The sequence below is a fragment of the Candidatus Rickettsia kotlanii genome, assembly GCA_030295365.1.
Taxonomy (GTDB): Bacteria; Pseudomonadota; Alphaproteobacteria; order Rickettsiales; family Rickettsiaceae; genus Rickettsia; species Rickettsia kotlanii.
Map to the genome: position 1 here is coordinate 364924 of AP027062.1, position 24841 is coordinate 389764.

The following is a 24841-nucleotide window of genomic DNA, read 5'->3' on the forward strand; positions in this document are numbered from 1 at the left end:
AGAAAGTTATACGAAGATCAACTTGGAAAAGAGCAAGGAGTCTGCAAGACTAGGAGCAGAGCGTATCCTTAATACGTGGCTACCTGCAAACTTATTTAGACGACACGTAGCCAATTTTAAGTTCATTGAGGATACATATAATTAATACTAAATTAAATACTAATTATAGGCTATAATTTTATCTTTATCAAGAAAATCACATTAAATCGCCGATATTCTCTAAAAACAACTTAGCTCGATGCGATGCCGGTTTATTAAAAAAATCCTCGGCAGGCTGATTTGCTAAAATCTGTCCTTGATCCATAAAAATAACACGATCCGCTATTAATTTTGCAAACTTCAAATGGTGCGTGACCACTACCATGCTCATTTGATCTTTTAATAAATTTATATTCTCTATAACATCTTTAATATTTTCAGGATCGAGTGCCGAAGTCGGTTCATCGAATAACAAAACTTTCGGCTTCATCATTAAAGCCCTTGCTATTGCGGTGCGTTGCTTCTGCCCTCCTGATAGGCTTGCCGGATATGAGTCAAATTTTTGCGTTAGCTTAAATTTTGCAAGCAATTCCTTTGCCATAGAAATTGCTTGTTCTTTTGGCAAATTTAAAACATTTACCGGCGTATAGATTAGGTTTTTTCCTACCGTTAAATGCGGGAATAAATTAAAATTTTGAAAAACCATACCAACTTTTAAACGAAGCTTTCTTCTATCTTTAAGCAATAGCTTCTTCCCGTCTACCAAAAAAGTACCGCTACTTGGTTCTTCTAAATTATTTAAAATTCTAAGCAGAGTAGTTTTACCGCTTCCCGAAGGACCGATTATTACAGTAGTTTCCTTAGTAGTAAAACTTAAATCAATATTCTTAATTGCATAATTCTTGCCATAACGCTTACAAACTTTTTCTAAAATAATCATAAACTAGACCGTAAATTTATAACCGTCATAAAGCGGCTTAACGTTATTTGGAAGCATTTTCGTAATCTCATGATAATCTATCGTGTGTCTCATATTGGTTAATAATATCTGCTCAGGTTTATATTTTTCACGCCATTCTAGAACTTTATCAAGCCCTGCATGATTCGGATTTGATTTATAATCCATACAATCTAATATCCATATTTTTATATCTTTTAAAAATTTATCTGATTCAGGAGGAAAATCGATTACATCGGGCGAATAAACAAAATCACCTATACGTAAGCCCAAACTATCTATAGGACCGTGATGCTGTCTAAAAAATTGTATTTCGATAGTATTAATCTTAATTTTATCAAAAAAACTAACAGATTGAGTTGTGAACAGTCGCCCAAGCTTAAATAACTTATTGTTAAATAGATAATCAAATTTTGTATGGAGCTTTGCCGTACTATCGTAATCTGTATAGATTTCAAATGGCTTGCCTTGCATAAAAGTAAATACTCGTAAATCATCGATACCGTTAACGTGATCGGAATGATAATGTGTTAATATAGCACAATCGAGCTTATTTAGCTTTTCTCGTAATAGTTGATTTCTAATATCAAAACCGAAATCAACTAATATTTGACTATTTTCATCGTTAATATATATTGTTGATCTAGTCCTTTTATTGTATTTTGAAGGAGATGTGCAAGTACTACAATCGCACCCGATCATCGGTACGCCTACAGATGCTCCACACCCAAGTATTGTTACTTGTAACATAAATATTTAAAATAATGTTTGAAGTTTTTTATAATTTTTTCGGCTTAAATCAAAAAATATTCTTATTTTTGAATAAAATTACTAATATCGGCTTTATATCTTATTTTTTTAAAATAATTTCGTTTTGTTTTAATATCTCTAATTTTGCCTTAATATATATTTTATACTGTATATATTTTTATATTCAATTAAAGAAAACCAAAAATGATAAGAAGCAGCAAAATAAATTCTGGCACAATTATAATAAGTTAGTTGAAATCGGTATAATATACGGGACATTCGGTTTAATTTTTACCGCTCTTAAATTTTCAGTTAATTTCCCTCGCCCTTATTGCAGTCTTCCTGTAGATAGTTTCATGACCATAATAAATACTGCAAACGAAAGATGCTTTTCAAGCTTTCCAAGCAGCCACGCAGCTCTTAGCATGTTAGTAACGTATTTTGCTTGGAATTATATAAAATTACCATTAAAAATCTTAATGATTTGTGTTATTATGCTCGTGTCTTTATCTCGCATAAGCCTTGCTATGCATTACCCAAGTGATATAATCTACAGCATTATTATTGCATTTATAACAATACTGATAGGTAAGTTAATTTATCGCAGCTTTGCAAATCATATAATAAGAAAGATCGGGGATTTTCTATTAATGAGGCAGTAATTTTAAGAAAAAATAAGTTTTTAATATGCGCGCTACAATGTAACTAACTACATTATTGAAAGAAGATTTTTATGTCTGCTGATTCTATTGCGCGAGCCCGTATTAATGAAGACGTGAAAGAAGAAGCAGCTTTAGTGTTTGCTGCTATGGGACTTGCTTTATCTGATGCTGTTCGTATGCTGTTATTTCGTGTTGCTCGTGAAAAAGCATTACCGTTTGAGCACTTATCCCAAATGATGAAACAATTAAAGCTATGAAAGCTGCAAGAAGCGGCAAATTAGTTCATGTTGATAATATCAATAATTTGTTATCTGATTTAAATGAGAACGATTAAACGTACTGCACAGTTTAAACTTGGAAAACATGGAATAAATTTGGATGATATTTTACTGAAAGCAGTTAGGTACTTGGTTGCTGATATAACATGTCCTATACATATGAGAGATCATGCCCTTATAGGTTAATTGGCAAAGATTGTAGAGATTGTCATATTAAACCGGATTTAGTATTAATTTATAGAAAACCCGATACTGACACATTGGAGTTAATACGATTAGGTTCACACAGTGCTCTACTTAGTTTTTAATTATTTTGAAATGAACCGGGAACGAGTTCCCACAAAACCTATCTAACAATCCATAGTACTGGATAGTTTTTGAAAAGCGTTTGATGTCGCGCCTAACTAAAAACAAGAATGACATCAAAAAACCAAACAAACATTATGCTACTATACCGAAAATACTTTATAAAAAACATCTTACCGCTGCTTATAGTCGTTACTTTTTCAGTGACTAGTATAGTATGGATAACGCAAATATTAAAACTTTTATATTTATTTGATAAAGGTATAAAAGTTATGGACTTCTTCAGTTTAATAGTTTTAGTACTTCCTGCTTTATTATTTATTCTGTTACCGGTAATAACGGTTATTACCATGATCTATATCTATAATAATTTAAAAGTCGAGCGACAATTAATTATATTACAAGCTTCAGGAGTTAATAATGTACAGCTAGCACTGCCTGCTTTATATGTTGCATTAATAGTTATGTTACTTGCTTATTATATATCTTCTACCATCCTGCCGTTATCTCATATAAACTTAAAATCACGTTTAAACTTTATAAAGAATAATTATATCTCAAGTATGATTGAAGAGAAAACTTTTAATAAAGTAACGAAAGATATCACTGTTTTTATAGATAAAAAATCAGCAGGAAATATTATGAACGGCGTAATAATATTTGATAATCGCAACGCTGATAACCCATCAGTAGTATTTGCGGGCTCAGGTACTCTTAATATATATGATAATAGCCCGATTTTTGAACTTAATAAAGGCATAAGACAAGAATATGACGTAAACGGTAATTTAACTCAGTTAACTTTCAATTCTTTAATGATAAAACTGCAAAATGATAATAATCCTTTAGTATCGCAAAGAACTAAACATAGTAAAGAAGCAAACGAATATTATATAAGCGAATTACTTGCCCCTCCTCATGATTTAGCTATTACTAAAAAAATTAAATTAATTGCTGAAGCACATCAAAGAATAATTTGGCCTTTATACAATTTTGTATTACCTTTTGTAGCACTTGCAGTTTTTTTAAGATATCCTTATAGCAAAAAAACAACTTTTATGCCGGTATTATTTTCTGCCTTAACAGTATTGCTAGTTACTTCAATTCATTTTATATTACAAAATTTTGCTTCAAAAAAGCTAGATTTTATTTTTGCTTGTTATTTCAATTTGGTTATTGCTTTAACGATCGGATTATATTTATTTGTTAAAAGAATATAAATTTATTAGACTACTTTATTCCAAGCTCCACGAGAATTTTTAGTAAAACAATCTATTTTGTTTTCCTGTCCGGTAAATTTATTTATTTTAACTGTTAATTCTTTTAAATCTTCCGGTAAATCGGTTATTATAATTATCCTTTTGAAAACTCTTATATACTCTTTTGCTTGTAAAATTTTTCTTATATCTGTAGGCGAAATAATAACAAGTACACTAGCATTATTAGGATTTTGTAACTCATCGGTAATATAAATCGGCTGTTTTTCAGGCTGTGGATCAAGTTTACTACCGTGAGGTATAAATTGCTTATTTGAATAAGTCCAAAGATTTTTATTGAGCATTTCTTGTTGATCTGCATCTGCAGTTAATATCACGCTTTTAAGATTAGAGTGATAGCATTTTTCTATCAGAAGCAATATCGATTTTAGAAGTAATTCATCGCTTGTTTGATAAATACTAAATTGCTGCATAAAAATTTTATGTTATTTTTTATGAGAAAATTTAAGTGGTACGGATGAAGGGACTTGAACCCCCACGCCTCACGGCACAAGAACCTAAATCTTGTATGTCTACCAGTTCCATCACATCCGCGTATGGTAATGCCATTCCTGTAAAAGGGTGCCCTTGTTGCATGGATTCTATGTCATTCCTGCCTCTGCAGGAATAACATCAAAGTATTTCCATCAAAAAGTTATAATACACATCATATAATTTTTGTAAATCGCTAATTTTTGTGTATTCGTTTATTTTATGTGCCGTTTCAGATAATAAACCAAACTCTACTAACGGACAATAATTTTTGACGAATCTTGCATCCGACGTACCGCCACTTGTAGAGAATTCAGGCTTTATTTTAAGCGTATGCTCTACTACTTTAGCAAATTCTTTTATTTTATCGCTAGGGTTCTGAATAAAACTTTCAGCAGAACTACTATATTCTAACTTATAATCTACTTTATATTCTTTACAATGCTGTTTAATAATTTCTTCTACCTGTTTTGCTAAAGTTTCTGCACTATGTAAATTATTAAAACGTATATTGAAAGATGCTTCCGTACTTGCCGGAATTACGTTTGAAGTATTATTACTGACCTCGATATTCGTTACTTCAAGATTTGAACGTTGAAAAAATTCAGTACCTTCATCAAGTTTTATATTTGTTAACTCATTCAATATTATTATTAAGCAAGGCAATGGGTTATTTGCTTTATGAGGATAAGCTACATGCCCGCTTAAGCCTTCTATATTTAATTTAAAGTTAACACTTCCTCTTCTACCAATTTTAATTGCATCGCCTATTTCTGTTTCACAAGTAGGTTCACCGACAATAGCAAAATTTATCTTATATCCTTGATCATAAACATATTGCAGCATTTCTTGAGTACCATGCTTTGCTTTTCCCTCTTCATCACTAGTAAGTAAGAAACTAATGGAACCTTTAAAATTGGTATTATTTTTTATAAAATCTAAACTGGCAGCTAGAAAGCACGCTATAGCCCCTTTCATATCCACCGTACCTCTGCCATATATCTTACCGTCTTGCTGGCTAGCTTTAAATGGACTCGCATTATACCAAAGCTCATGATTGCCTGCCAGCACTACATCTACATGACCAACAAAGCAAATATTAGGCTCATTGCTACCGAAAACAGCATAAAGATTAGTGACTTGCTCGTTTTTAGAATCACCGAATATTTTTATTTCGGTCTTAAAGCCGTGCTGTTTAAGCAAATCATCAATATACTCAATAGCTCCATCGCTCTTAGGAGTTACAGACTTAAAACTAATCAAATCTTTTAAGTAGTTAATGTACATCAATTATTGCCAAAGAGAATTTAATGTGGTTTTTAGTTTATTTTCAAATTGTTGTCAATCTTACTTTGATTATTATCAAGCTCTGTTACTATTTTTTGCTATTCTTCAAGAGGCAGGATAGGAATTTGTACATCCTCTAAATCTTTCAAATAAACGTGAGGTTGACCTGATCCAGCTTGCTTTTGGTATATTATATTTTGCTGAGATTAAAAATAATATAGATATTTAGTTAACAATAGTTTTTCATTAAAGGACTAACCCAACCAGCTGCTATTACTGGAATACCTCCCTTAATTGCAGTATTAATGTTAATCATTTTACTTTTTTACCTACTATTAAGTTGTATACTCCTTATGTTCAAGAGATAAAATATTACCTTTCAATTTATTGATAACGATATCGCCAAATTTAACAATTTCCCATTGTTTATTTATTTCAAAATAAGGATGCCAACTATCTTTTTTGCCCCCTCTATTATCTTTTGATAGCTATTCAATTCTTCAATAATTTCCTGTTGTTTTTCTAGAAACGGAAGAGGAATATAAATTGAGTTCATATGTTCTCTATTTAAAGCTGAGCACTTTTATTATAAGCTAAGTTCTTTAATTTGATTTAAAATTATATCGCTATTTAAATAATAAAATAAATAAAATTGATGTATAATATTTGGTTTCCCTTTAAAAATATAAACATGTTCATTAACCATTACTTCTATTTGCGGTAAAATTTTATCATCCACAAAACACACTTTACCCGTTAATGCTCAGTCTTTACACATTAAAATATCATTGTTTTTCACCAATTCTTAGCTATTTGATAAAAATCGAGATCTATAAAAGGAATTTTAGATAAATTCATCCTCGCCTGTTTAAATCATTTATACCAACAATTTTTCTTTTTTTATTGTCTAGAATAACGCCGATATTCTTAACCTCATAAAACCAATATTCTTTTTGATTATTCGGTTTATGTGTATCGATAAAATAAAGTATTGACATTTTTACTCCTGTATAAGGTAAAAAAGTACCTTGCAGTAGAGAGATAACAAGTTACAGCTTTGCTTTTGATAGTAAAAATTGACGAACAGCAGCGGTGTCTTTTCTGAATAAGAACCCTTCAGGTACTACCAATGCCATTCTACCACCCTCTTTTAAATTTTGCAGGCAATGCAAAACACAAGCAACATCATCGTTATCTTTTGCAATGCCGTTATAAAAAGAGGAGTTATATGACTTTCTGTTATAGTTTTGCCGTTTTTGCTAGTTTTTTTAGTGATAGTTTGAGAAAATGGCAATTAGTAACAATTACATCAAACTTTAACTGCTAGTTAAGGGTTTAACATCATTAGAGTTCTCAAGACTATTTATTTGCTGAATTCCGCTATGTCCGTCACCATGCAAAATCATATTCATCTTAGCGATTCTAGCAGTTTTGGTTAACTCTCGCCCATATAATGTATTAAATCTTAATTTTTCTAAATCTTCTACCGGTATTAATTATATTATTTTCTTTATTTCTCGGTGTAAAATATTCGCCTAAATCATTTTTCCATTGATGTAGTTTTTTCTAAGAAATACTCAAATGCATCGCCTTTTATATTTGTATCTATCGTAGATAAAATAAGAGGATCAATTGCATCGATAATGTGGCGGAGAGTAATGGAATTGCCTAGAGAAATAGGCGTAAAAACATCGCCACCATATTTATTCTTAATTTGTTCTATAACATAGCTATTAATATAACCGATAATATCATCGTTGGATTGTGCTTTAATATTATTTCACCAAAATTTTTCGTTGTTTTCACTTAATAATTTTAAGAATAATATATTTGCAAATTCGCTTTTTTAAATATCGATATTAATTCTTCACGTGATACTTTAATTTCTTTCGGTATAGTCCAAGCTTCATTACTGCTTGCTTCTAAAAAAGCTAATAATTCTTTTTCATGTAGTAATTCCCTTACTTCATCACCGTTTAATATAAGCTCTTTATTATTAGCAACAAAACGAGCTTCGCAGTAAGCTTCATTCATTACAAACACTATAGGTACATCAAGCAATTTTGCATATTCCGTTGCTTGATCTAAAGCTTGTCTTAAATCCACTCCTGTTTTTTTGCTTCTATTATTGCAATAGGTTTATCATTATTACTTTCATATAAGATATAATCCGGTCTTTTTCCATTTAATCTTATCTGTTCTGTTTTGGATTTTGGTTTTTGGAAATAAACAATTCTCTTTATTATCATAATCTATATGCCATCCCTTATTTACAAGGTTATTGCTAATAATCCATTCGGTTTGCTGTTTTGCTAACATAAGAATTGCTTAGATATTTTTTTGTAATTAATAATTATATCTTCTTACACTTATTATACAAGCTTATAAAAGTACAAAAAACAACTTTTTATCTCACTAAAAAATAATTTAATAGATTTTTGACTTTCTTAATGAATTTAAATAACTTATATTATTATGAGCTTGTTATAACTAATATTAAAATTATGAGTATAAATAACCAGTTAAGAGAATTAATTAAATCAGGTACTTTTGCCGGTATATTATTAATTATTGCTTTTACCTTATATTATTATTCTTTTATTTACAGTAAATTTTACAATAGGAAATGTAAGTTTACAAACAACTTTTATAGAGTTAGTTAATGACGGTCTCATGACCTTCTTCTTTTTATTAAGTTTAGAGATGAAATTTCACCTAGTAGAAGGTAAACATAAAAATAAAAAAACTAATATTACCTGCGGCGACAGCCCTTGAAGGTGTGGTAATTCCTGTCTTAATATACATGTTTTTTAATTACGATAAACCGGGATTAATAAAAGGATGGGCTATTCCTATCGCAACTGATACTACTTTTGTCCTTGGTATTTTATCTTTTTTCAACCGACATATATCTTTAGAATTACGAGCTTTTATTATAGGTTTCTCATTAATTGACGATGCTTTTGCGTTAATTATACTAGCTTTGTTTTATACTAAAACAATACTCCGGCATTATTAATTTCCTCTATAATTATATTCATCTTGTTTATATTGAATTATCGAAAAGTTAAACAATTATTTTATTATATAATTGTAGGTTTATTATTATGGATTAGTATGGTGGAGTCAGGTATTCACAATACTTTATGCAGAGCCATTAATAGCACTTTTTATACCTGTTAATATAAAAGGAGAATTTAACACTTCTTTAAAAAACTTGAAAACTTAACTCGTCCTTTTGTAAATTACTTTATTTTACCACTTTTTGTATTTATGAATTCCAGTATCCTTTTAGAAAATTTTGCATTTAAAGGCACTTGTTCCAACTAATACTTGTTTTAGTAGTATTACGTTTGAGAGCAGCTGCCCTTCAAACCCTATGAGAACTGCAGTAATAATAGGCTCTTTAATTTCTGCATTATTTGGCGTAGCCGTTCTAAAATATTGTACTGGAAAAGAGTAAAGGAGCAAATTAAACGAGTATACTAATTAAATAACGATGATAGGATTTTAATAACACATTATATTTTTGTTTGGAAAAAACAGGATATGGTACTATATAGATATTATTAGAAGAAGGAATCGCTTTTTCAAGCTTATTTAGCATAAAAGGCATATTATAATTATACTCTACTAAAATTATTGAAGTAAGATTGTAAGTTACAATAAAATCAACCACTTTCTTAATATTATCTTCTTCAGACATTACTTTATTCGGAGCAAGTATTACCTGCTGTTCTATAACATCACGTTCCTTTAACAAATTTTTTAATTGCTCTGTAGATTCTATACCAGTAATAAATAATATAGGTGCATAGCCTGCCTTAAGCCAAGCAATACCGGTTTCAATTTTATGTCCTCCTCCTGCAAATACTATTATTGCATTAGTAGTATTACTATTAAGTTTATAAGAATTTATTAAATATAAATAATAACCAAAACCACCGACCCAAAGAGCAAAAATTGTGAGTAAAAATTTTCTGATCATTTAAATATTTTATTAAATTCAGTTTGAATAATTTTATCAAATTCAGACATTTCAACATGAATCCCTAACTGATTTAAAGATGTTACTAAAGAATTTTCAAGTCCACAAGGAATAATCCCATTAAACTTACTTAAATCTGGTGAAATATTTATAGCTACACCGTGATATGTAACCCATTTTTTTACTCTAACACCTATTGCAGCAATTTTAGCAAATTCATCTTTCCTTACTTTTACCCAAATTCCTACTTTATCTTTAATAATATATGCTTTAATTCCAAAATAATTTAAGCTATTTATAATCCATTCTTCAAGCATTTTTATATATAGCTTTAAATCTTTATGTCGATTTGGTGAAGCTAAATTAAGAATTGGATAAATAACACGCTGACCCGGCCCATGAAAAGTAAATTTACCGCCACGTCCTGTGTAAATTACCGGAATATCACCGTAATTTAATAATTCTTCTTGTTTATAATTAGTACCGGCTGTATATACTTCCGAATGTTCAACTAAATAAATAATTTCCGGCTCATGATCACTAATTACTTTGTTAACGTAATCTTCCATTAATTTCAAAGTAACTTGATAATCCGCAAGATCCGGTATAGTTATAAATCTTATCATATTAATTCAGATTTATATTTCAATATTAATGCATCTAAAATTGCTATGGTTTCAGCATCCAAATCACCGGAAAAATTACTAGGACGAAAATGCATTTGAAACGCAATTATAATATCTTTCATTTTAGAGTCTAAAATTTCAGTAACTTCAAGTTTATAACCATATGTAATAAATTTCTGCTGAATTGCTGCAATATCGGTTATGTCGACTTGCGGCAATAGATCGTTAAACACCTGTTCATCATACCAAGCTCCAATATCGTTATCATATAATAGTTTCCAAGGAAATAGCGGACCAGGGTCCTGTTTTCTACCTGGAGCAATATCAGAGTGCCCAACCACTCTAGTAGGTTTAATATCATATCTAGCAATAATCTGTTTACACAAACTTATAACACTATTAATTTGCCTTTCCGAATAGGGTAGCCAAACTATATTATTGTTTTTTGCATTTACTTCAAAAGCAGGATTTACGATTTCAATACCGATTGATGTATCATTAATACGTTCATGACCTTGCCAGTAACTTACTCCAGCATGCCATGCTCTATCATGCTCTTCTACTAATTGAAATATATGTTCAGGGTTTTCATTATTGATTAAATAATGGCTACTTAACTTTTCACCGGTTAGAAAATCTAAAGACTGCTTAAAATCACACTGTGTATAATGTAGCACTAGGAATTTAATACGTTTATCAAATCCCACAGTTCTATAAGATGTTTTATCGATTACTATCATATATAAAAATTTTAAAGGATGTCACTATTATATGTTTTTTCTATATAATTCTTGTGAAAGCTTGCTTGTATGGATCGGTAAATCGTCATTGCGAGAAGAATTACGCAGTAATTCGACGAAGCATTCTCAGGAGTTTTATTTCATGAGATTGCCACGCAACCTACGGCTGGCTGCTCGCAATGACGATTTGGTATCTAATATAAAGATAGTCCCTGTATGACAAGAAAAATTTTGATGGTGCCGGATATCGGACTTGAACTGATGACCTACCGCTTACAAGGCGGTTGCTCTACCACTGAGCTAATCCGGCATATTAATATGATTATAGAGAAGAGACATGTGCTATCGTACCGTAACTTGACGACAATATCTAGAAAAACAACTTATAATAGTCAAATTTACTAAATCCCGCAATCAAATAGCGGGACAACAAGGCCTGAATTGACCCACACAGTCAATGCCTGCTTGCAATAACGAAAATACACCATAAACTAAGCTTCTTTAACTTCCTTTTTACTTAGTCTAGCTTTGCAGTTTTTTGCTTTCACTTCCATTTCCTTTTTAACTTTTTCAGGAAGAGTAACACCCGCTTGCTCAATAAATTTTGCGACTCGCTCAGTTGGTTTAGCACCGGTGCCAAGCCAATATTCTATACGATCTTTTTTTAAAACAACACGCTCACTATTATCTGAAGCAAGCATTGGATCATAAGTTCCGACTTTTTCTAAAAAGTCACCGTCACGAGGTGCTGTTGCGTTAGCTACTACTACACGATAAAAAGGACGCTTTTTAGCACCGCCTCTAGCTAAACGAATTTTTACTGCCATATATTACTTACAATTATTTTATTTTTTCTTCTTTAAAAAGAACATGTTTTCTAACTACTTTATCATACTTACGAAAAGAAAGCTTCTCGGTTTGAGTCTTCGGATTACGTTTCTTTACCCAAAAAACACCTGTGCCAGCAGTACTTACTAGCCTTACCAAAACATTTTTATTTTTCTTTGCCATTAGCTGACACCTTAAATCAAGATATTATTTTATTTTTCTAAGAAAAGCAGAATAAAACGAAATTGAAAAATAGTCAAGTAAAAACTAGGCATTGCAAAATAAAGAGAGATACGTCATTGCGAGCGACTAAAGGAGCATGGCAATCTAGTTTTAATTTTCCGAGATTGCCGCACTCCTTGCAGTCGCTTGCAATGACGCCAATTTTTCACATTAAATGAGTTTACCGTCCAAATAAGCGTTCAATATCCTTAATCTTCAACTCAATATAAGTAGGTCTGCCGTGATTACATTGACCTGAAAGCGGCATATTTTCTATTTGACGCAGTAAGGCATTCATTTCATCTGCCGATAATTTTCGTCCTACTCTAATGGAGTAATGACAGGCATAAGTTTCTGTTACATGCTCAATTAACTCTGTCAAAGCTATATTCTTGCCAAAATCCGATAAATGATCGGCGAGATCCTGAATTAACTTTTGTACGTTTACATCTCCAAGAATATTTGGAATTTCAGTTACTATAATAGATTTTTCACCGAATTTTTCTAGAGTTAAACCAAGTTTATATAGTTTTTCTCTATGGTCATATAAACAATTTGCTTGTTTTTCATTTAGCAGTTCTACTATCTCAGGGATAAGCAAGCGCTGTTTAATTAACTCTTCCATTTTAAGGTAATCTTTTATTTTTTCATACCCTAAACGTTCGTGTGCTGCATGCTGGTCGGTAATCACTATACTATTTTCGGTTTGTGAAATAATATAAGTCGTATGAAGTTGTGCTTTAGCTGCCCCAAGTTTATATTGTTTACAGATTTGCTGTTCATGTTCTATATGGTTTTCTAATTCTTGTTCTATTTTAGCATGTGATAATGTATCGATTAATTTTTGATAAACATGATTTTGAGGAACTGTATTAAGTGTAGAATGAGTAGTAGGTCTATAATCTGCCAATTTACTATTAACATTTATAACTTTACTTACTGGCGATTGTTTGTTAACTAAAGGATTTTTAAATAACTCAAGAGCATCAGAGGCGATAGTAGTAGAAGTAACATGATTTTTATTTGTTAAAGCATTTTTAATTGCTTCTATTAATAAGTTCCGCACATAATTCGGGTCATGAAACCTAACCTCTGCTTTTGCCGGATGTACGTTAACGTCAACAAGTTGCGGATCGATTTGTAAGAATATAGCACATAGCGGATAACGATCACGAGCTAAATAATCTTGATATGCTACCCTTAAAGCTACCTGTAATAATTTATCTTTTACCGGTCTATTATTAATAAATAAAAATTGATCTTCACTTGAAGCTCTATTATATGTCGGGCTACTAGTATAGCCGAAAATAGAGAAATTAGGTGTTTTGAAGTTTACATAAGCGGTGTTTTTTATAAAATCATAACCTATTACATCAATTATACGCTGTTTTAGGTTAGTTTCAGCATCTTTATTTTGTCCCTTTAGTTTTAATAAATTCTTGCCGTCATGTGTTAAACTAAAAGAAATTTCAGGATGTGCTAGAGCGATTTTCTTAACCACATCTACAGTTGCTGCAAGCTCTGTTTTATCGGCTCTAAGAAATTTTAAACGTGCAGGTGTTGCAAAAAATAAATCACGTACCTCTATTTTAGTACCTTCATTATGAACAGAAATGGTAACTTGTTTTTCATTGCCGCCGATTAACTTAATCTGAAATGCTTTGTCAGCATCTCGTTTTTTAGAAGTAATTAGCATTTTGCTAATAGCAGCAATAGACGGCAGTGCTTCACCCCTAAAACCGAAAGTATGAATATTTAGAAAATTACTTTCATCAAACTTAGAAGTTGTATGACGTTCAACGGCAATTTCTAATTCCTTATCAGTCATACCGATACCGTCATCGGAAATAATGATTAGATTTTTACCAGCACGTTCTAAAATAATATCTATTTTAGTACTACTTGCATCAACAGCATTTTCAACTAATTCCTTTACTACCGATGCGGGCCTTTCTATAACCTCACCAGCAGCAATTCGGTTGATAGTACTTTCTGACAGAAATTTTATAGTCATTTTGTTACTAATTTAAATTTCTTACTACAATATGGGCAAATAACTTCCTTTTTTTCTTTATCTATCTCTAAATAAACTTTCGGATGGTCATATGGAAATTCTTTGCCCTGACAAGATACAGATGCATCAACGCTATTAACAATTTCCATAGATTTATACATTATTTCTTTAAAGTGTAATCTAATATAAGTTACTTTTAAATAAAAGACAAATATTACTTGATTAAATATGTCATCCCGTGACTTGATCAGCTGTGTTGCATGGTTCTAATTTTCTTGTCATTGCGAGGAAATTACGTAAGTAATTGACGAAGCAATCTAGTGCCAAAGTTCTGAGATTGCCACGCAGTCTATGACTGCTCGCAATAACGATTCAGCTGGCTGGTACAAGCCACGGTATGACAGTGCATATTTTATAAGGAGATAAAAATAAAAGACAAAGTAGCAGTTATTACCAGTTCTACTAGCGGTATCGGGCTTGAGATAGCAAAACATTTTGCAAAACTTGAGTCTAAAATAGTTATTAACGGTCTTACAAAAGAAGATGAAGTAGCTAAAATTTCAGTAGAATTGAAAGAACTTGGGGCAAGAGCTGTATTTTATCAAGGAATAAATTTGGAAAAACCTGATGAAATTCATTCTATGTTTGAGAGGATAATAAAAGAATTCGGTAAAATAGACATATTAGTAAATAATGCAGGTATTCAGCATGTTGCTCCTATCGATGAATTTCCTGAAGATATAATGGGAGCAAATTTTGCGTATAGATTTAATATCATCTTTCTATACTACAAAATACGCAATACAGATTATGAAAAAAACAGCTTCGGGCGAATTATTAATATCGCTTCCGCTCATGCATATGTTGCATCACCTTTCAAGTCGTCATATGTAGCAGCAAAGCACGGTATCCTTGGGCTTACCAAAACTGTTGCTTTAGAAGTGGCTGAGAATAATATTATACAGTTAATGCTATCTGTCCCAGTTACGTTAACACACCATTAGTAAGGAATCAAATAGCAGATACTGCTAAAGCTAGACATATCAGTGAAGAATCAGCGTTAAGGAATGTAATCCTTAAATCTCAAGCTACGAAAAAATTTGTAGAAGCTGATGAAATAGCAAACTTAGTAATATTCTTATGTTTATGTGACAAAAAAGCATCATCAATAATAGGTAGTGGACTCTTGATAGATAGAGGCTGGACGGCACAGTAGTTTTTAATTCGTAATATTTGTTAGTTATTGAGAAATAATTAACAATAAAAACTTCCTACAAAAATTTAATTTACTCCTTTACACTTGAAATAAACCACAATTTATTCAAGGAGGAATTTATGCCAGAAAAAAACATCTACATTTTCAAACTGAAGAAACTGAATTAAATAGAGTAAAAATGCTAAATTAATTCATTTTAAAGATGAACTGGGCAGCCCCATAGATAGGCAATTAGTTATAGGAGAAGTTGAAGAAGTAAAAGAATTTTCTAGACCCGTAGAAGTTAAGGTAAAGCGTAATTTGGGTAAGTTTAAAAAAGCTCTAGCCTATCTTGGAATTATTAAAAATACGAAAAAAATAGTAAGCAAAGAAGAGAAAATTATAGGCACCTATGAATTAGGCAATTTCACTAATGATAAGAATTCTATAGAGAACTTTTTAAACAACTTAGACTTCCATGAACAAAAGTTGGAGAAGTAGGTGATTTTGGAAAAGTAGTATTAGATGAGAATATTAAGCTTGATGAAACTATTCTTCAAAAAAATGGAAAATTCTTAGATTTAAAAGGTAAAGCTTTACAAAATCAGAACCAGTTTATAAAAAAAGGTAGCGGAGTTTACCATTTAAGTATTGCTACAGACATAAAATATTTTGATAAAGATTGAAGTATTAAGACTTCAAAAGGTGTTACGAATCTTAACACAAAGCTCGTAAAAAGTGCTCTTAAAGGTAGCAGAGAAGCTGCAAAAATAGGAGAAAAACTACGAAAACAAGAAGAACAGAAATTTGCAGGAATTAAAAAGCCAAAAGAAGCTAAACTTACAAAAGTAAGAATTCCAGTAGTTCCACCAGAGGATAACTAGGTTATAAGTGCTTGACCATTATAACGTGTATATTATAATAGTTATGAACAAGTTAATATGTACGTTATAATAGTCATAATAAATTATGACTATTATTTAGCCTTTTGCATGTCTAATATAGCTTGTATTTGAGCTTGTGTCTTAAAGTCATTTGACTCTAATTCTAATGCTTTGTTGTATGATTCAAGAGATAAATCGTATTTTCCCAACTGAATTAATGCCGCTCCTTTATTAAGATAAGCCTGAAAATGATTAGGGTTTAGTGCAATTGCTTTGTTATAAGCTTTAAGGACCAACTCATATTTTTCAGGAAACCTAAGTCCCAGTATTCTTAGTCTAAATCCATATCTAATATATGCATTTGCATCATTCGGATTTTGTTTTATAGCTTTATTCTGCTAATTCTTTTTCAAAATCATTTGCAACTGATTCAAGTTGTTTATTAAACAAGAACTTATAACTACAAAAACATATTACTATCACCACAAGAATTAAAATGCCGACAATTAAATATTAATATTATATATGTTAATTAATAATATATAAAAAAAATTAAATATTATAAATTACACTTTATAAATGATGTAACTTGTCTATAATAACTAATTAGTAATTAAGTTATTTAAAGCTCGATGAATAGGTCTAAGTTCATTTTTTTATCTGCTATTTCAGGTAATGTACTCGAATATTAAAATATTATAAATTACACTTTATAAATGATGTAACTTGTCTATAATAACTAATTAGTAATTAAGTTATTTAAAGCTCGATGAATAGGTCTAAGTTCATTTTTTTATCTGCTATTTCAGGTAATGTACTCGAATATTATGATTTTACGGTATATTCAGTTTTCTCGCTGATTATTGGACAAGTTTTTTTTCCAGGCGAATCGGAATTCATTAGAATTCTTCTAAGCCTTGGAGTATTTGCGGTTGGCTTTCTGACAAGACCGATAGGAGGCATATTATTCGGTTATATTGGTGATAGATACGGTAGACGTATCGCTTTAATAATCTCAATGCTAGGTATGACTATTCCGACCTTTATTATGGGTCTCATACCCTCATATGTAAGTATTGGGATTTATGCCCCTATAATTCTAGTTATAATGCGGCTTATTCAAGGTTTATGTATTAGCGGTGAAGGAACGGGAGCGGCTATTTTTATCCTTGAACATCGTCAAAATTTAAGACCGGGTTTTACGGCAGGTTTAGTACATGGTTCAAATATCGCCGGTACCTTAATTGCAACATTTATCGGTATTATAATAGAACGTTATTTCTCTCATATAGATTTTGCTTGGCGTTTTGCTTTTTTGCTTGGTGGATTTATGGGTCTTGCAGGATTTTACTTGCGATTGCGTGTATCGGAAACACCGATTTTTAAAATGCTTGAGAAAAAGAAACAAGTTCTTAAAGCACCTTTTCCCAATGTAATTAGAACTGCTTGGAGATCGATGTTTTTAACTATGTGTATAGGTGCTATCGCTAGCAGCGTTATGTATTTAGTAAAAACATATATAAATGTTTTCTATTATAATGTAATGCATCTTAGTAATACTATTGCTTTATCATATTTAGCGTATAGTTCGTTTATTGCGATGATAGCGATGCCGCTTATCGGCGGTATTGCCGATATTATCGGGAAATTTAAAATGGCAATGCTTGTTGGTGTTGCTATCTTGATATTGATTTTACCGACCATGTTACTTATGTCGACAGAAGAGATGTGGCAACAAATTATAGCTCTTACAATACTTGGTATGCTTGCAGGAAGCATAGCAGGTACAGCTTATATACTTGTTATATCCTTGTTTACGGCAGAACAAAGATTTACCGGTGTTGCTTTCAGTTACAATTTTGCAATAGCGATATTTGGCGGAACTTCACCCATTATTTCTCGTTGGCTTGTAGAGCGCACAGGCTTATTTTATGCTCCGGCTTTTTATATTATGATCATTGCTGCCGTATTTTTAGTGATTATGTATATGATGAGGAAAGTAATTAAATCGTTGCTTAATAATTATGAACATAGAAAATAAAGAAATAATAATTAGTTGGTTTACTAATTTACGTGATTTATTGTGCAAAGAATTTGAAAAAATCGAAGAAGAATATGTACAAACCAAAGGTTTAAAACCGACTAAATTTGTATACTCAAGCTGGCAACGTAATGGCGGCGGTGGCGGTGTCATGTCTCTCATGAAAGGAGAAGTATTTGAAAAAGTCGGGGTTAATATATCTACTGTATTCGGTGAATTTTCTCCCGAATTCCGCAGCGAAATTCCAGGAGCAGAGCTAGACGGGAAATTCTTTGCAACAGGCATTTCATTAGTCGCACATCTTAAATCGCCACTAATTCCCGCTATGCATTTTAATACTCGTTATGTAGAAACTTCTAAAAGTTGGTTTGGCGGCGGTTGCGATTTAACACCTTTTTATCCAGAAGAAAACGAAACTGCAAAGTTTCATGCAGCTTTTAAAGAAGCGTGCGATAAGTATGATTCTAGCTATTATCCTAAATTCAAAAAACAATGTGATGAATATTTTTATCTAAAGCATCGAAAAGAACCGAGAGGAGTAGGCGGAATATTCTATGATTACTTAAATAACAGTAATTTTGAACAGGATTTTGCCTTTACACAGGACGTAGGTAAGGCTTTGTTGTCGGTATATCCTGAAATCGTTAGAAGTAAGTTATTTTTACCTTGGACAGCTGAGCAGAAAGAATACCAGCTTATAAGGCGAGGTAGATATGTAGAATTTAATTTACTATATGACCGCGGTACTAAATTCGGCTTAATGACCGATGGAAATGTCGAAGCAATATTAATGTCATTGCCACCTGAAGTAAAGTTTAATTGACTTTTTTAAAATCATAACCGGAATGGCAAAATGTTATTTCGGTGTGTTGAAACTTCTGTCAAAAGTGAGAGTATTTTTTACAAAACCGATGCAATCCTTGGTTTATGGTGAAATGCATTGAATTAGCATTTCACTATAACAAAATTTTTTACTTTGTAAGTTTAGGCGATAAATAATGTTCTGTTGAGATTACTTTTTTTACCAGTTTTATTGTTTTATTTTCCAAGGCCGTTTTAGTGTTTTTAGCTACACTTCCTCCTATTTTACCTATAACCTTATTTTCTTCCATTCCTGTTGCATTATTAGTTTCTGCTACCTAACGAGTAGATAATTTAGCAAGAGCAGTAAAAATTAATTCTGCTTCATTCATGTGATCACGTAAATTTTGATTTGTTAAGCTCTTTATATTTTTGTGTTCTTTAAGTTATACTAGCCCATTTTTAATGAATAATAGATATTCTAAATAAATTTTATAACTTAAATTAGAAATATAAAATCTTTTAGATAAATAAACTATTAGTTTAAAGTAAGTTAGGTATAAGCTTTAACTGAAATAGTAAAACAATATTTCGGGATATAGCAACCTCTACCAAAAGTGAGAACACCTCTCACATAACTGATGTTGATCCTCGACCTTATGGTCGGGGAGATAATAGACAACATATCCAGAGCTTAAAGCAATGCTTTAAGCAAAACCTATTATAGCTGACTTTTAGCAGTTTTGCTAACTCCCTGATCACTAAGGATTTATTTCTCTTCGGTGGTTGAAACTTAAGCAATTTAAGTTTAATTAATCGGAATAATTACATATCCAACCAAACTAACAAGAGCCTACCTAAATTCGTAGCAGAGTTGCTAGAAAGACCTTTGAAAAAGAGAGATATCAATGCAATAGAGAAAACGCTTAGCAGAATTAGAAGTAATATTTGGGGTATTGCTAAAGTATAGATGAGCAGACATTGCTTTATTTATGTCATTCCTGCTTTCCTTTCACGGAAAAACATTGCCCGCATGGATCCAGTTTTAACATCATTGCGAGAAAATTACATAAGTAATTGACGAAGAGCACAATCCTAGGAGTTTGTTATTATTTCCTGCTCACAATGATAATATATCTTTAACAATCCCTTTTCAAACAAAAAGAGTATACTAGTCAAATGGTTTTACTATAACCATAATCACTGCAACAATCATGCAAATAGCCGGAATCTCATTAACTATGCGATAAAATTTTTCTGAATGGACATTCTTACCATCTGCAAAATCTTTTCGCCATCTTGCAAGTAAACCGTGAAATATCACTAAAATTAATACTGCAAACATTTTAACGTGAAACCAAGTATCAAGAGCAACAAACCCGTAAATATGAGCACTTATTAAACCAAAAATAAATGTGCTAATCATTGCCGGATTCATAATGAATCTGAGTAATTTTAGCTCCATTACTTGTAAAGTACTATCTAGCTCACTACCTATTTTAGCTTTGATATGATAAGCATATATTCTAGGTAAATAAAGAAGTCCTGCCATCCAACATATAGCAGATATCAGATGAATTGACTTAAACCATAGATAGTAACTTGCCATTCTTTTTTTTATTAATTTGTTAATTTACACAAACATTTAGTAAATTCGTTTGGACATATTCTTGTACTAGAGCTACTCATAACTAAATTAGTATCAACCTTATTAATAAATCGTAGCAATATATTTGTCAAACCATTAATAAAAATTTTATTTGTTCCAAGTGTCGGAATTCGGGTATATTGAATTTCATATTTATCTGCGATTAATTTATATTCAATATCAAGCTCTACTAGTGTTTCAACATGCTCGGATACAAAGGATATAGGTACGATAATTATGTCTTTTTTTAACTTTCCTGCTAGCTCTATTTCGTCTTCCGTATTAGGTTTTAACCACTCTATAGGTCCTACTCTACTTTGATAAGTTATCTTATAATCTAGATCTTTTATATTTAATTCTTTAACTATTGCTTGTACTGTTTCTTTTATCTGAAAACTATAAGGATCGCCTGCTTTTATTATTTTTTCGGGTAACCCGTGAGCAGAAAATAATATACGAAAATTTTTATCGTATAGTTTTTCTTTAATTAATGAAACATGGGCTTTTATAAAATCTTTTTCTAGAGGATAACAGCAAATTGTTTTAGTTGGAATATCAATATCAAGGTTTTGTAAAAAATTTTTAACCGATGATCCTGTCGTAGTACTTGAAAATTGAGAATACAGAGGCAATAATATTATTTCGCTTGGATTATATTTTTTTATTTGACCTATTACTTCTTTAGCAAACGGTGCTGAATATCTCATATTTATAAAAATAGCGAAATCTTCTTTTATAAGTCGCTTTAGCTTCTCGGTTAGTGCTAATTTCTGCTCCTCTGTTTCCTGAAGTAAAGAAGATTTACCACCGATTAAAGAATAAATTTTTTGAGATTTTTTCTCTCTAGTAATAGAAATTATTTTAGCAATAATATAACGCAAAGGATTTGATAGATTAATTATAGCTTTGTCATAGAATAGATTAAATAGAAAAGGCTTCACTGATTTAAGGTCTTTTGGACCGCCTAAATTAAAAAGTACTATTGCTATCCTTTTCTTCATATAACCTAACATATTCTGTCAAAAATTTTACATTTTCCGTAGGTGTTTCAGGCAAAATACCATGTCCTAAATTAAAGATAAAATTCTTTCCTTTCATTACCTGAAGAATTTTATAAGTTTTTTCTTTAATAATTTCCTTATTAGTTAATAATACAACCGGATCTAAATTACCTTGTACTATTACTTTATCACTCCACTCTTTCATTTTTTCAAGAGGGACCATTTGATCTACAGCTAAAATATCTATTGGTACTTCTTTTATAAATTTTTCGTACAATAATCCCGCTCCTTTAGGAAAAGCAATTATAGGAGTTTTTGGAAAAACTTCTTTTACTTTTAGTACAATCTTTTTTGTTGGCTCTATTACAAATTTAGTAAATTCCTCTTCTGCAAGTACTCCTGACCATGAATCAAAAAGCTTTAAAACATCTGCTCCAGATTTTGCTTGATTTATAAGATGATCAGCTGTTTTTTCTGTAATAAAATTTAATAATTCTTCAGCAAGTATTTTATTTTCATATATGAATTTTTTGCTCGTTTTAAAATCCTGTTTTCCTTTTCCTTCTAGCATATAACTCATCACTGTCCAAGGACTACCTACAAATCCTATTAAAGAAGTGGGGGATGGTAATTCTTTTTTTACTTTTTTTATTATTTCATAAACCCTTTCTAATTTATCATTCGGATTGATTTGCAGATATTTAAAATCCTCTTGTGATTTGAATTGCTTTAATATAGGCCCTATATTTTCTTTAAAATCCACTTCCCATCCAAGAGCATGAGGTAAAACTAATATATCGGAAAAAATAATAGCTGCATCAAATCCATAACGTTTTATCGGTTGTAAGGTTACTTCCGTTGCTTTGTTAACATCATAACAAAAATCTAGAAAGTTTTTTGTTGTTTCTCTTACTTTTTTATATTCCAGCAAATATCTACCTGCTTGACGCATAAACCAAATAGGTATTTTATTACTATTTCCTTTTAACGGATTTACAATTTGTTTCATACTATTACTAAAAATACTAAAATAATAAGTATATTTATTATTTGTTGTTTATATAAATAGAATTATGTAGATTAAATGTTTTAAACAGAGTTATCAACAAAATTTTCATTAAAATTTTCTTAAAAATATCGGTATTTTTAATTATTATTCACATAAGTTTGTAATGAATTTATACAAGTGGATAATTAAGTGTAAAATTCATTTATAGTTTAGAAAAGACTATTTTTTCAAAGAAAAATGATATTTATTCACAATTTTATCCACAAACTATTCATTTAAAAGAAAATACACTAGATTTACTTGATTTAATAAGGATTTGAGGAAATTTTTAATAGATTTTAATAGGAAAAATAATAAGTTATTAAAAAATTTATCCACAATTACATGTGTAAAGTATGACAAAGCTAATTATTCACTTAGTTTCAGACTCTTCCGTGCAAACTGCAAAATATGCAGCAAGTTCTGCCCTTGCACAATTTACTTCCGTAAAACCAAAATTATATCATTGGCCAATGATTAGAAATTTGGAATTGCTAAATGAAGTATTAAGTAAAATAGAATATAAACATGGGATAGTATTATACACGATTGCCGATCAAGAACTCCGAAAAGCTTTAACGAAATTTTGCTATGAATTAAAAATTCCATGTATTTCTGTAATAGGTAAAATTATTAAAGAAATGTCCGTTTTTTCAGGTATTGAAATAGAAAAAGAACAGAATTACGACTATAAATTTGATAAAACTTATTTTGATACACTTAATGCCATAGATTATGCTATAAGACATGATGACGGACAAATGCTTAATGAATTATCAGAGGCTGATATAATATTAATAGGTCCTTCTAGAACTTCTAAGACACCAACTTCCGTATTTCTAGCGTATAACGGTTTAAAAGCTGCCAATATTCCTTATGTTTATAATTGCCCCTTTCTTGATTTTATAGAAAAAGATATAGATCAATTGGTAGTAGGACTCGTTATTAATCCAAATAGGTTAATTGAGATAAGGGAAGCTAGATTAAATCTATTACAAATTAGCGAAAATAAAAGTTATACGGATTTTAATATAGTACAAAAAGAGTGCCTAGAAGTCAGAAAAATTTGTGATCAAAGAAATTGGCCGGTAATTGATGTGTCGACTAGATCAATAGAGGAAACAGCAGCTTTAATAATGCGAATATATTATAATAGAAAAAATAAATATAATAAATAAAAAGATTTTCATTATTTACAAGTAGAAGCCTGTACTTTATAATTTTATTTATAAATATAGATGTTGTCCATATGAATCTGAAAACAACACTATGTTATTCCTGCTTTTAACAACCTTATTGCATAACTCGTTAGGAATCTAGTAAAACCTATAAAAATTTGTTTTTTAGGCTTATTTTATTAAATGTGTAACTTCTATATAAATATTTGAAGTTATTTTTCTGGATCCCCGCCTACGCGCGGGGATGACATAACGAGTTATGCAATAAGGTTGTTAAAAGCAGGAATAACATAAAAGTCATATGGACAATGCTACAAAAACATAGAGGGATTTATGGCAAATGACGTAACGGATAGCTCTTTTAAAAAGGAAGTATTAGAATCGGATTTACCTGTACTGGTTGATTTTTGGGCAGAATGGTGCGGACCGTGTAAAATGTTAACACCGATAATAGATGAAATCAGTAAAGAATTACAAGGCAAAGTAAAAGTACTTAAAATGAATATTGATGAAAATCCTAACACTCCTTCAGAATACGGTATTCGTAGTATTCCAACGATAATGTTATTTAAAAACGGTGAACAAAAAGATACTCAAGTAGGTTTGCAACAAAAAAATTCTCTTTTAGATTGGATTAACAAATCTATTTAATATTTATT

The 24841-nt window shown here is 30.8% G+C and carries 28 protein-coding genes, 2 tRNA genes and 4 pseudogenes; 10 read left to right on the forward strand and 24 right to left on the reverse strand.

From position 1 onward, the window contains the following. Positions 1 to 196: 196 nt before the first annotated feature. Positions 197 to 919: an amino acid ABC transporter ATP-binding protein gene (locus QUD19_RS02040; RefSeq protein WP_498808407.1), complete on the reverse strand. Its 723-nt coding sequence runs from the start codon at positions 917 to 919 to the stop codon at positions 197 to 199. A gap of 3 nt (positions 920 to 922) precedes the next feature. Then, positions 923 to 1687: an MBL fold metallo-hydrolase gene (locus QUD19_RS02045; protein ID WP_498808408.1), complete on the reverse strand. Its 765-nt coding sequence runs from the start codon at positions 1685 to 1687 to the stop codon at positions 923 to 925. 14 nt (positions 1688 to 1701) lie between these two features. On the opposite strand from QUD19_RS02045, the gene QUD19_RS02050 reads away from it, so the two are divergent. The 4 genes and pseudogenes from QUD19_RS02050 to QUD19_RS02065 all read left to right on the forward strand — a co-directional run bounded on the left by QUD19_RS02050 (position 1702) and on the right by QUD19_RS02065 (position 4153). Next, on the forward strand, positions 1702 to 2349 hold the full coding sequence (locus tag QUD19_RS02050) for a phosphatase PAP2 family protein (RefSeq protein ID WP_498808410.1): 648 nt from the start codon (positions 1702 to 1704) through the stop codon (positions 2347 to 2349). A gap of 71 nt (positions 2350 to 2420) precedes the next feature. Then, positions 2421 to 2683: pseudogene (locus tag QUD19_RS02055) on the forward strand (type II toxin-antitoxin system RelB/DinJ family antitoxin). 90 nt (positions 2684 to 2773) lie between these two features. Further along, positions 2774 to 2935: a type II toxin-antitoxin system mRNA interferase toxin, RelE/StbE family gene (locus QUD19_RS02060; RefSeq protein WP_498808411.1), complete on the forward strand. Its 162-nt coding sequence runs from the start codon at positions 2774 to 2776 to the stop codon at positions 2933 to 2935. Between the two features lie 135 nt (positions 2936 to 3070). Continuing rightward, positions 3071 to 4153 carry an LptF/LptG family permease gene (locus tag QUD19_RS02065; protein ID WP_498808412.1) on the forward strand — a complete coding sequence of 361 codons (1083 nt, stop codon included), beginning with the start codon at positions 3071 to 3073 and terminating at the stop codon, positions 4151 to 4153. 5 nt (positions 4154 to 4158) lie between these two features. Here QUD19_RS02065 and QUD19_RS02070 read toward each other — a convergent pair whose 3' ends face one another. The 9 genes from QUD19_RS02070 to QUD19_RS02110 form a co-directional block, all read right to left on the reverse strand. Beyond that, complete coding sequence (locus QUD19_RS02070) at positions 4159 to 4623, reverse strand: DNA polymerase III subunit chi (RefSeq protein ID WP_498808414.1); 465 nt, start codon at positions 4621 to 4623, stop codon at positions 4159 to 4161. 36 nt (positions 4624 to 4659) lie between these two features. Further along, a tRNA-Leu gene (locus QUD19_RS02075) sits at positions 4660 to 4744 on the reverse strand. Positions 4745 to 4822: 78 nt separating this feature from the next. Further along, a complete protein-coding gene (dapE, locus tag QUD19_RS02080) occupies positions 4823 to 5968 on the reverse strand; it encodes a succinyl-diaminopimelate desuccinylase (RefSeq protein ID WP_498808415.1) in 1146 nt (381 codons plus the stop codon). Between the two features lie 430 nt (positions 5969 to 6398). After that, positions 6399 to 6524, reverse strand: coding sequence for a hypothetical protein (locus QUD19_RS02085; protein WP_498808416.1), 126 nt, complete (start codon positions 6522 to 6524; stop codon positions 6399 to 6401). 30 nt (positions 6525 to 6554) lie between these two features. Further along, positions 6555 to 6716, reverse strand: a complete 162-nt coding sequence (locus QUD19_RS02090; protein WP_498808417.1) for a restriction endonuclease subunit S domain-containing protein — start codon at positions 6714 to 6716, stop codon at positions 6555 to 6557. A 106-nt stretch (positions 6717 to 6822) separates the two neighbouring features. After that, the gene (locus tag QUD19_RS02095) at positions 6823 to 6966 is read right to left on the reverse strand and encodes a hypothetical protein (protein ID WP_498808418.1); all 144 of its coding nucleotides are present in this window, start codon (positions 6964 to 6966) and stop codon (positions 6823 to 6825) included. Positions 6967 to 7017: 51 nt separating this feature from the next. After that, a complete protein-coding gene (locus QUD19_RS02100; protein WP_498808419.1) occupies positions 7018 to 7140 on the reverse strand; it encodes an N-6 DNA methylase in 123 nt (40 codons plus the stop codon). 643 nt (positions 7141 to 7783) lie between these two features. Further along, positions 7784 to 8074 (reverse strand): hypothetical protein, encoded by a 291-nt coding sequence (locus QUD19_RS02105; protein ID WP_498808420.1) that lies wholly within the window; start codon positions 8072 to 8074, stop codon positions 7784 to 7786. Then, positions 8065 to 8217 (reverse strand): hypothetical protein, encoded by a 153-nt coding sequence (locus QUD19_RS02110; protein WP_498808421.1) that lies wholly within the window; start codon positions 8215 to 8217, stop codon positions 8065 to 8067. The genes QUD19_RS02105 and QUD19_RS02110 overlap by 10 nt, the downstream gene beginning before the upstream one ends. A 322-nt stretch (positions 8218 to 8539) precedes the next feature. Between QUD19_RS02110 and QUD19_RS02115 the strand changes: the two are divergent. Next, positions 8540 to 9151, forward strand: a pseudogene (locus QUD19_RS02115) (Na+/H+ antiporter NhaA). A 289-nt stretch (positions 9152 to 9440) separates the two neighbouring features. On the opposite strand, the gene QUD19_RS02120 reads toward QUD19_RS02115, so the two are convergent. The 8 genes from QUD19_RS02120 to QUD19_RS02155 all read right to left on the reverse strand — a co-directional run bounded on the left by QUD19_RS02120 (position 9441) and on the right by QUD19_RS02155 (position 14547). Further along, complete coding sequence (locus tag QUD19_RS02120) at positions 9441 to 9956, reverse strand: YdcF family protein (protein WP_498808423.1); 516 nt, start codon at positions 9954 to 9956, stop codon at positions 9441 to 9443. Then, positions 9953 to 10582, reverse strand: a complete 630-nt coding sequence (gene lipB, locus QUD19_RS02125) for a lipoyl(octanoyl) transferase LipB (RefSeq protein ID WP_498808424.1) — start codon at positions 10580 to 10582, stop codon at positions 9953 to 9955. Before lipB ends, QUD19_RS02120 begins: the two co-directional genes overlap by 4 nt. Then, a complete protein-coding gene (locus QUD19_RS02130; RefSeq protein ID WP_498808425.1) occupies positions 10579 to 11322 on the reverse strand; it encodes an N-acetylmuramoyl-L-alanine amidase in 744 nt (247 codons plus the stop codon). The genes lipB and QUD19_RS02130 overlap by 4 nt, the downstream gene beginning before the upstream one ends. Positions 11323 to 11557: 235 nt before the next feature. Next, positions 11558 to 11632 (reverse strand) — tRNA-Thr (locus QUD19_RS02135). Between the two features lie 181 nt (positions 11633 to 11813). Then, positions 11814 to 12149, reverse strand: coding sequence for a 30S ribosomal protein S16 (rpsP, locus tag QUD19_RS02140; RefSeq protein WP_498808426.1), 336 nt, complete (start codon positions 12147 to 12149; stop codon positions 11814 to 11816). A 13-nt stretch (positions 12150 to 12162) separates the two neighbouring features. After that, entirely contained in the window at positions 12163 to 12333 is a 171-nt protein-coding gene (gene rpmG / locus QUD19_RS02145; RefSeq protein ID WP_004997072.1) for a 50S ribosomal protein L33, read from the reverse strand. Positions 12334 to 12553: 220 nt separating this feature from the next. Next, positions 12554 to 14386, reverse strand: a complete 1833-nt coding sequence (gene mutL, locus QUD19_RS02150) for a DNA mismatch repair endonuclease MutL (RefSeq protein WP_498808427.1) — start codon at positions 14384 to 14386, stop codon at positions 12554 to 12556. Further along, positions 14383 to 14547: a zinc-finger domain-containing protein gene (locus QUD19_RS02155; protein WP_498808428.1), complete on the reverse strand. Its 165-nt coding sequence runs from the start codon at positions 14545 to 14547 to the stop codon at positions 14383 to 14385. Before QUD19_RS02155 ends, mutL begins: the two co-directional genes overlap by 4 nt. A 321-nt stretch (positions 14548 to 14868) precedes the next feature. On the opposite strand from QUD19_RS02155, the pseudogene QUD19_RS02160 reads away from it, so the two are divergent. After that, positions 14869 to 15602 (forward strand): annotated as a pseudogene (locus QUD19_RS02160) (SDR family NAD(P)-dependent oxidoreductase). Between the two features lie 955 nt (positions 15603 to 16557). Here QUD19_RS02160 and QUD19_RS02165 read toward each other — a convergent pair. Next, positions 16558 to 16915: pseudogene (locus tag QUD19_RS02165) on the reverse strand (tetratricopeptide repeat protein). Between the two features lie 319 nt (positions 16916 to 17234). Between QUD19_RS02165 and QUD19_RS02170 the strand changes: the two are divergent. Then, a complete protein-coding gene (locus QUD19_RS02170; RefSeq protein ID WP_498808429.1) occupies positions 17235 to 18506 on the forward strand; it encodes an MFS transporter in 1272 nt (423 codons plus the stop codon). After that, a complete protein-coding gene (hemF, locus tag QUD19_RS02175; protein ID WP_498808430.1) occupies positions 18490 to 19329 on the forward strand; it encodes an oxygen-dependent coproporphyrinogen oxidase in 840 nt (279 codons plus the stop codon). The genes QUD19_RS02170 and hemF overlap by 17 nt, the downstream gene beginning before the upstream one ends. 148 nt (positions 19330 to 19477) lie before the next feature. Here the strand turns inward: hemF and QUD19_RS02180 are convergent, their stop codons facing one another. From QUD19_RS02180 to hemE, 4 genes are all read right to left on the reverse strand, one after another. Further along, positions 19478 to 19618, reverse strand: coding sequence for a phage antirepressor protein (locus QUD19_RS02180; RefSeq protein WP_498808431.1), 141 nt, complete (start codon positions 19616 to 19618; stop codon positions 19478 to 19480). An 860-nt stretch (positions 19619 to 20478) separates the two neighbouring features. After that, a complete protein-coding gene (gene hemJ, locus QUD19_RS02185; RefSeq protein ID WP_498808433.1) occupies positions 20479 to 20916 on the reverse strand; it encodes a protoporphyrinogen oxidase HemJ in 438 nt (145 codons plus the stop codon). 11 nt (positions 20917 to 20927) lie between these two features. Further along, positions 20928 to 21968, reverse strand: coding sequence for a ferrochelatase (gene hemH, locus QUD19_RS02190; RefSeq protein WP_498808434.1), 1041 nt, complete (start codon positions 21966 to 21968; stop codon positions 20928 to 20930). After that, on the reverse strand, positions 21925 to 22965 hold the full coding sequence (hemE, locus tag QUD19_RS02195; protein ID WP_498808435.1) for a uroporphyrinogen decarboxylase: 1041 nt from the start codon (positions 22963 to 22965) through the stop codon (positions 21925 to 21927). Before hemE ends, hemH begins: the two co-directional genes overlap by 44 nt. Before the next feature lie 395 nt (positions 22966 to 23360). Between hemE and QUD19_RS02200 the strand changes: the two genes are divergently transcribed. Together QUD19_RS02200 and trxA are read left to right on the forward strand one after the other, a co-directional pair. Continuing rightward, a complete protein-coding gene (locus tag QUD19_RS02200; RefSeq protein WP_498808436.1) occupies positions 23361 to 24182 on the forward strand; it encodes a pyruvate, water dikinase regulatory protein in 822 nt (273 codons plus the stop codon). Between the two features lie 333 nt (positions 24183 to 24515). Further along, complete coding sequence (trxA, locus tag QUD19_RS02205) at positions 24516 to 24833, forward strand: thioredoxin (RefSeq protein WP_498808437.1); 318 nt, start codon at positions 24516 to 24518, stop codon at positions 24831 to 24833. Positions 24834 to 24841 lie beyond the last annotated feature (8 nt).

What these genes read in the sequence shown, in the direction of transcription:
- dapE (WP_498808415.1), bottom strand. Translation starts at nt 5,968, where the DNA reads ATGTACATTAACTACTTAAAAGATTTGATTAGTTTTAAGTCTGTAACT.
- QUD19_RS02060 (WP_498808411.1), top strand. Translation starts at nt 2,774, where the DNA reads ATGTCCTATACATATGAGAGATCATGCCCTTATAGGTTAATTGGCAAA.
- hemF (WP_498808430.1), top strand. Translation starts at nt 18,490, where the DNA reads ATGAACATAGAAAATAAAGAAATAATAATTAGTTGGTTTACTAATTTA.
- QUD19_RS02050 (WP_498808410.1), top strand. Translation starts at nt 1,702, where the DNA reads ATGTTTGAAGTTTTTTATAATTTTTTCGGCTTAAATCAAAAAATATTC.
- trxA (WP_498808437.1), top strand. Translation starts at nt 24,516, where the DNA reads ATGGCAAATGACGTAACGGATAGCTCTTTTAAAAAGGAAGTATTAGAA.
- hemH (WP_498808434.1), bottom strand. Translation starts at nt 21,968, where the DNA reads ATGTTAGGTTATATGAAGAAAAGGATAGCAATAGTACTTTTTAATTTA.
- QUD19_RS02040 (WP_498808407.1), bottom strand. Translation starts at nt 919, where the DNA reads ATGATTATTTTAGAAAAAGTTTGTAAGCGTTATGGCAAGAATTATGCA.
- QUD19_RS02085 (WP_498808416.1), bottom strand. Translation starts at nt 6,524, where the DNA reads ATGAACTCAATTTATATTCCTCTTCCGTTTCTAGAAAAACAACAGGAA.
- QUD19_RS02155 (WP_498808428.1), bottom strand. Translation starts at nt 14,547, where the DNA reads ATGTATAAATCTATGGAAATTGTTAATAGCGTTGATGCATCTGTATCT.
- QUD19_RS02130 (WP_498808425.1), bottom strand. Translation starts at nt 11,322, where the DNA reads ATGATAGTAATCGATAAAACATCTTATAGAACTGTGGGATTTGATAAA.
- QUD19_RS02045 (WP_498808408.1), bottom strand. Translation starts at nt 1,687, where the DNA reads ATGTTACAAGTAACAATACTTGGGTGTGGAGCATCTGTAGGCGTACCG.
- rpmG (WP_004997072.1), bottom strand. Translation starts at nt 12,333, where the DNA reads ATGGCAAAGAAAAATAAAAATGTTTTGGTAAGGCTAGTAAGTACTGCT.
- QUD19_RS02120 (WP_498808423.1), bottom strand. Translation starts at nt 9,956, where the DNA reads ATGATCAGAAAATTTTTACTCACAATTTTTGCTCTTTGGGTCGGTGGT.
- hemE (WP_498808435.1), bottom strand. Translation starts at nt 22,965, where the DNA reads ATGAAACAAATTGTAAATCCGTTAAAAGGAAATAGTAATAAAATACCT.
- lipB (WP_498808424.1), bottom strand. Translation starts at nt 10,582, where the DNA reads ATGATAAGATTTATAACTATACCGGATCTTGCGGATTATCAAGTTACT.
- rpsP (WP_498808426.1), bottom strand. Translation starts at nt 12,149, where the DNA reads ATGGCAGTAAAAATTCGTTTAGCTAGAGGCGGTGCTAAAAAGCGTCCT.
- QUD19_RS02170 (WP_498808429.1), top strand. Translation starts at nt 17,235, where the DNA reads ATGAATAGGTCTAAGTTCATTTTTTTATCTGCTATTTCAGGTAATGTA.
- QUD19_RS02070 (WP_498808414.1), bottom strand. Translation starts at nt 4,623, where the DNA reads ATGCAGCAATTTAGTATTTATCAAACAAGCGATGAATTACTTCTAAAA.
- QUD19_RS02065 (WP_498808412.1), top strand. Translation starts at nt 3,071, where the DNA reads ATGCTACTATACCGAAAATACTTTATAAAAAACATCTTACCGCTGCTT.
- QUD19_RS02110 (WP_498808421.1), bottom strand. Translation starts at nt 8,217, where the DNA reads ATGATAATAAAGAGAATTGTTTATTTCCAAAAACCAAAATCCAAAACA.
- QUD19_RS02200 (WP_498808436.1), top strand. Translation starts at nt 23,361, where the DNA reads ATGACAAAGCTAATTATTCACTTAGTTTCAGACTCTTCCGTGCAAACT.
- mutL (WP_498808427.1), bottom strand. Translation starts at nt 14,386, where the DNA reads ATGACTATAAAATTTCTGTCAGAAAGTACTATCAACCGAATTGCTGCT.
- QUD19_RS02095 (WP_498808418.1), bottom strand. Translation starts at nt 6,966, where the DNA reads ATGTCAATACTTTATTTTATCGATACACATAAACCGAATAATCAAAAA.
- hemJ (WP_498808433.1), bottom strand. Translation starts at nt 20,916, where the DNA reads ATGGCAAGTTACTATCTATGGTTTAAGTCAATTCATCTGATATCTGCT.
- QUD19_RS02180 (WP_498808431.1), bottom strand. Translation starts at nt 19,618, where the DNA reads ATGGAAGAAAATAAGGTTATAGGTAAAATAGGAGGAAGTGTAGCTAAA.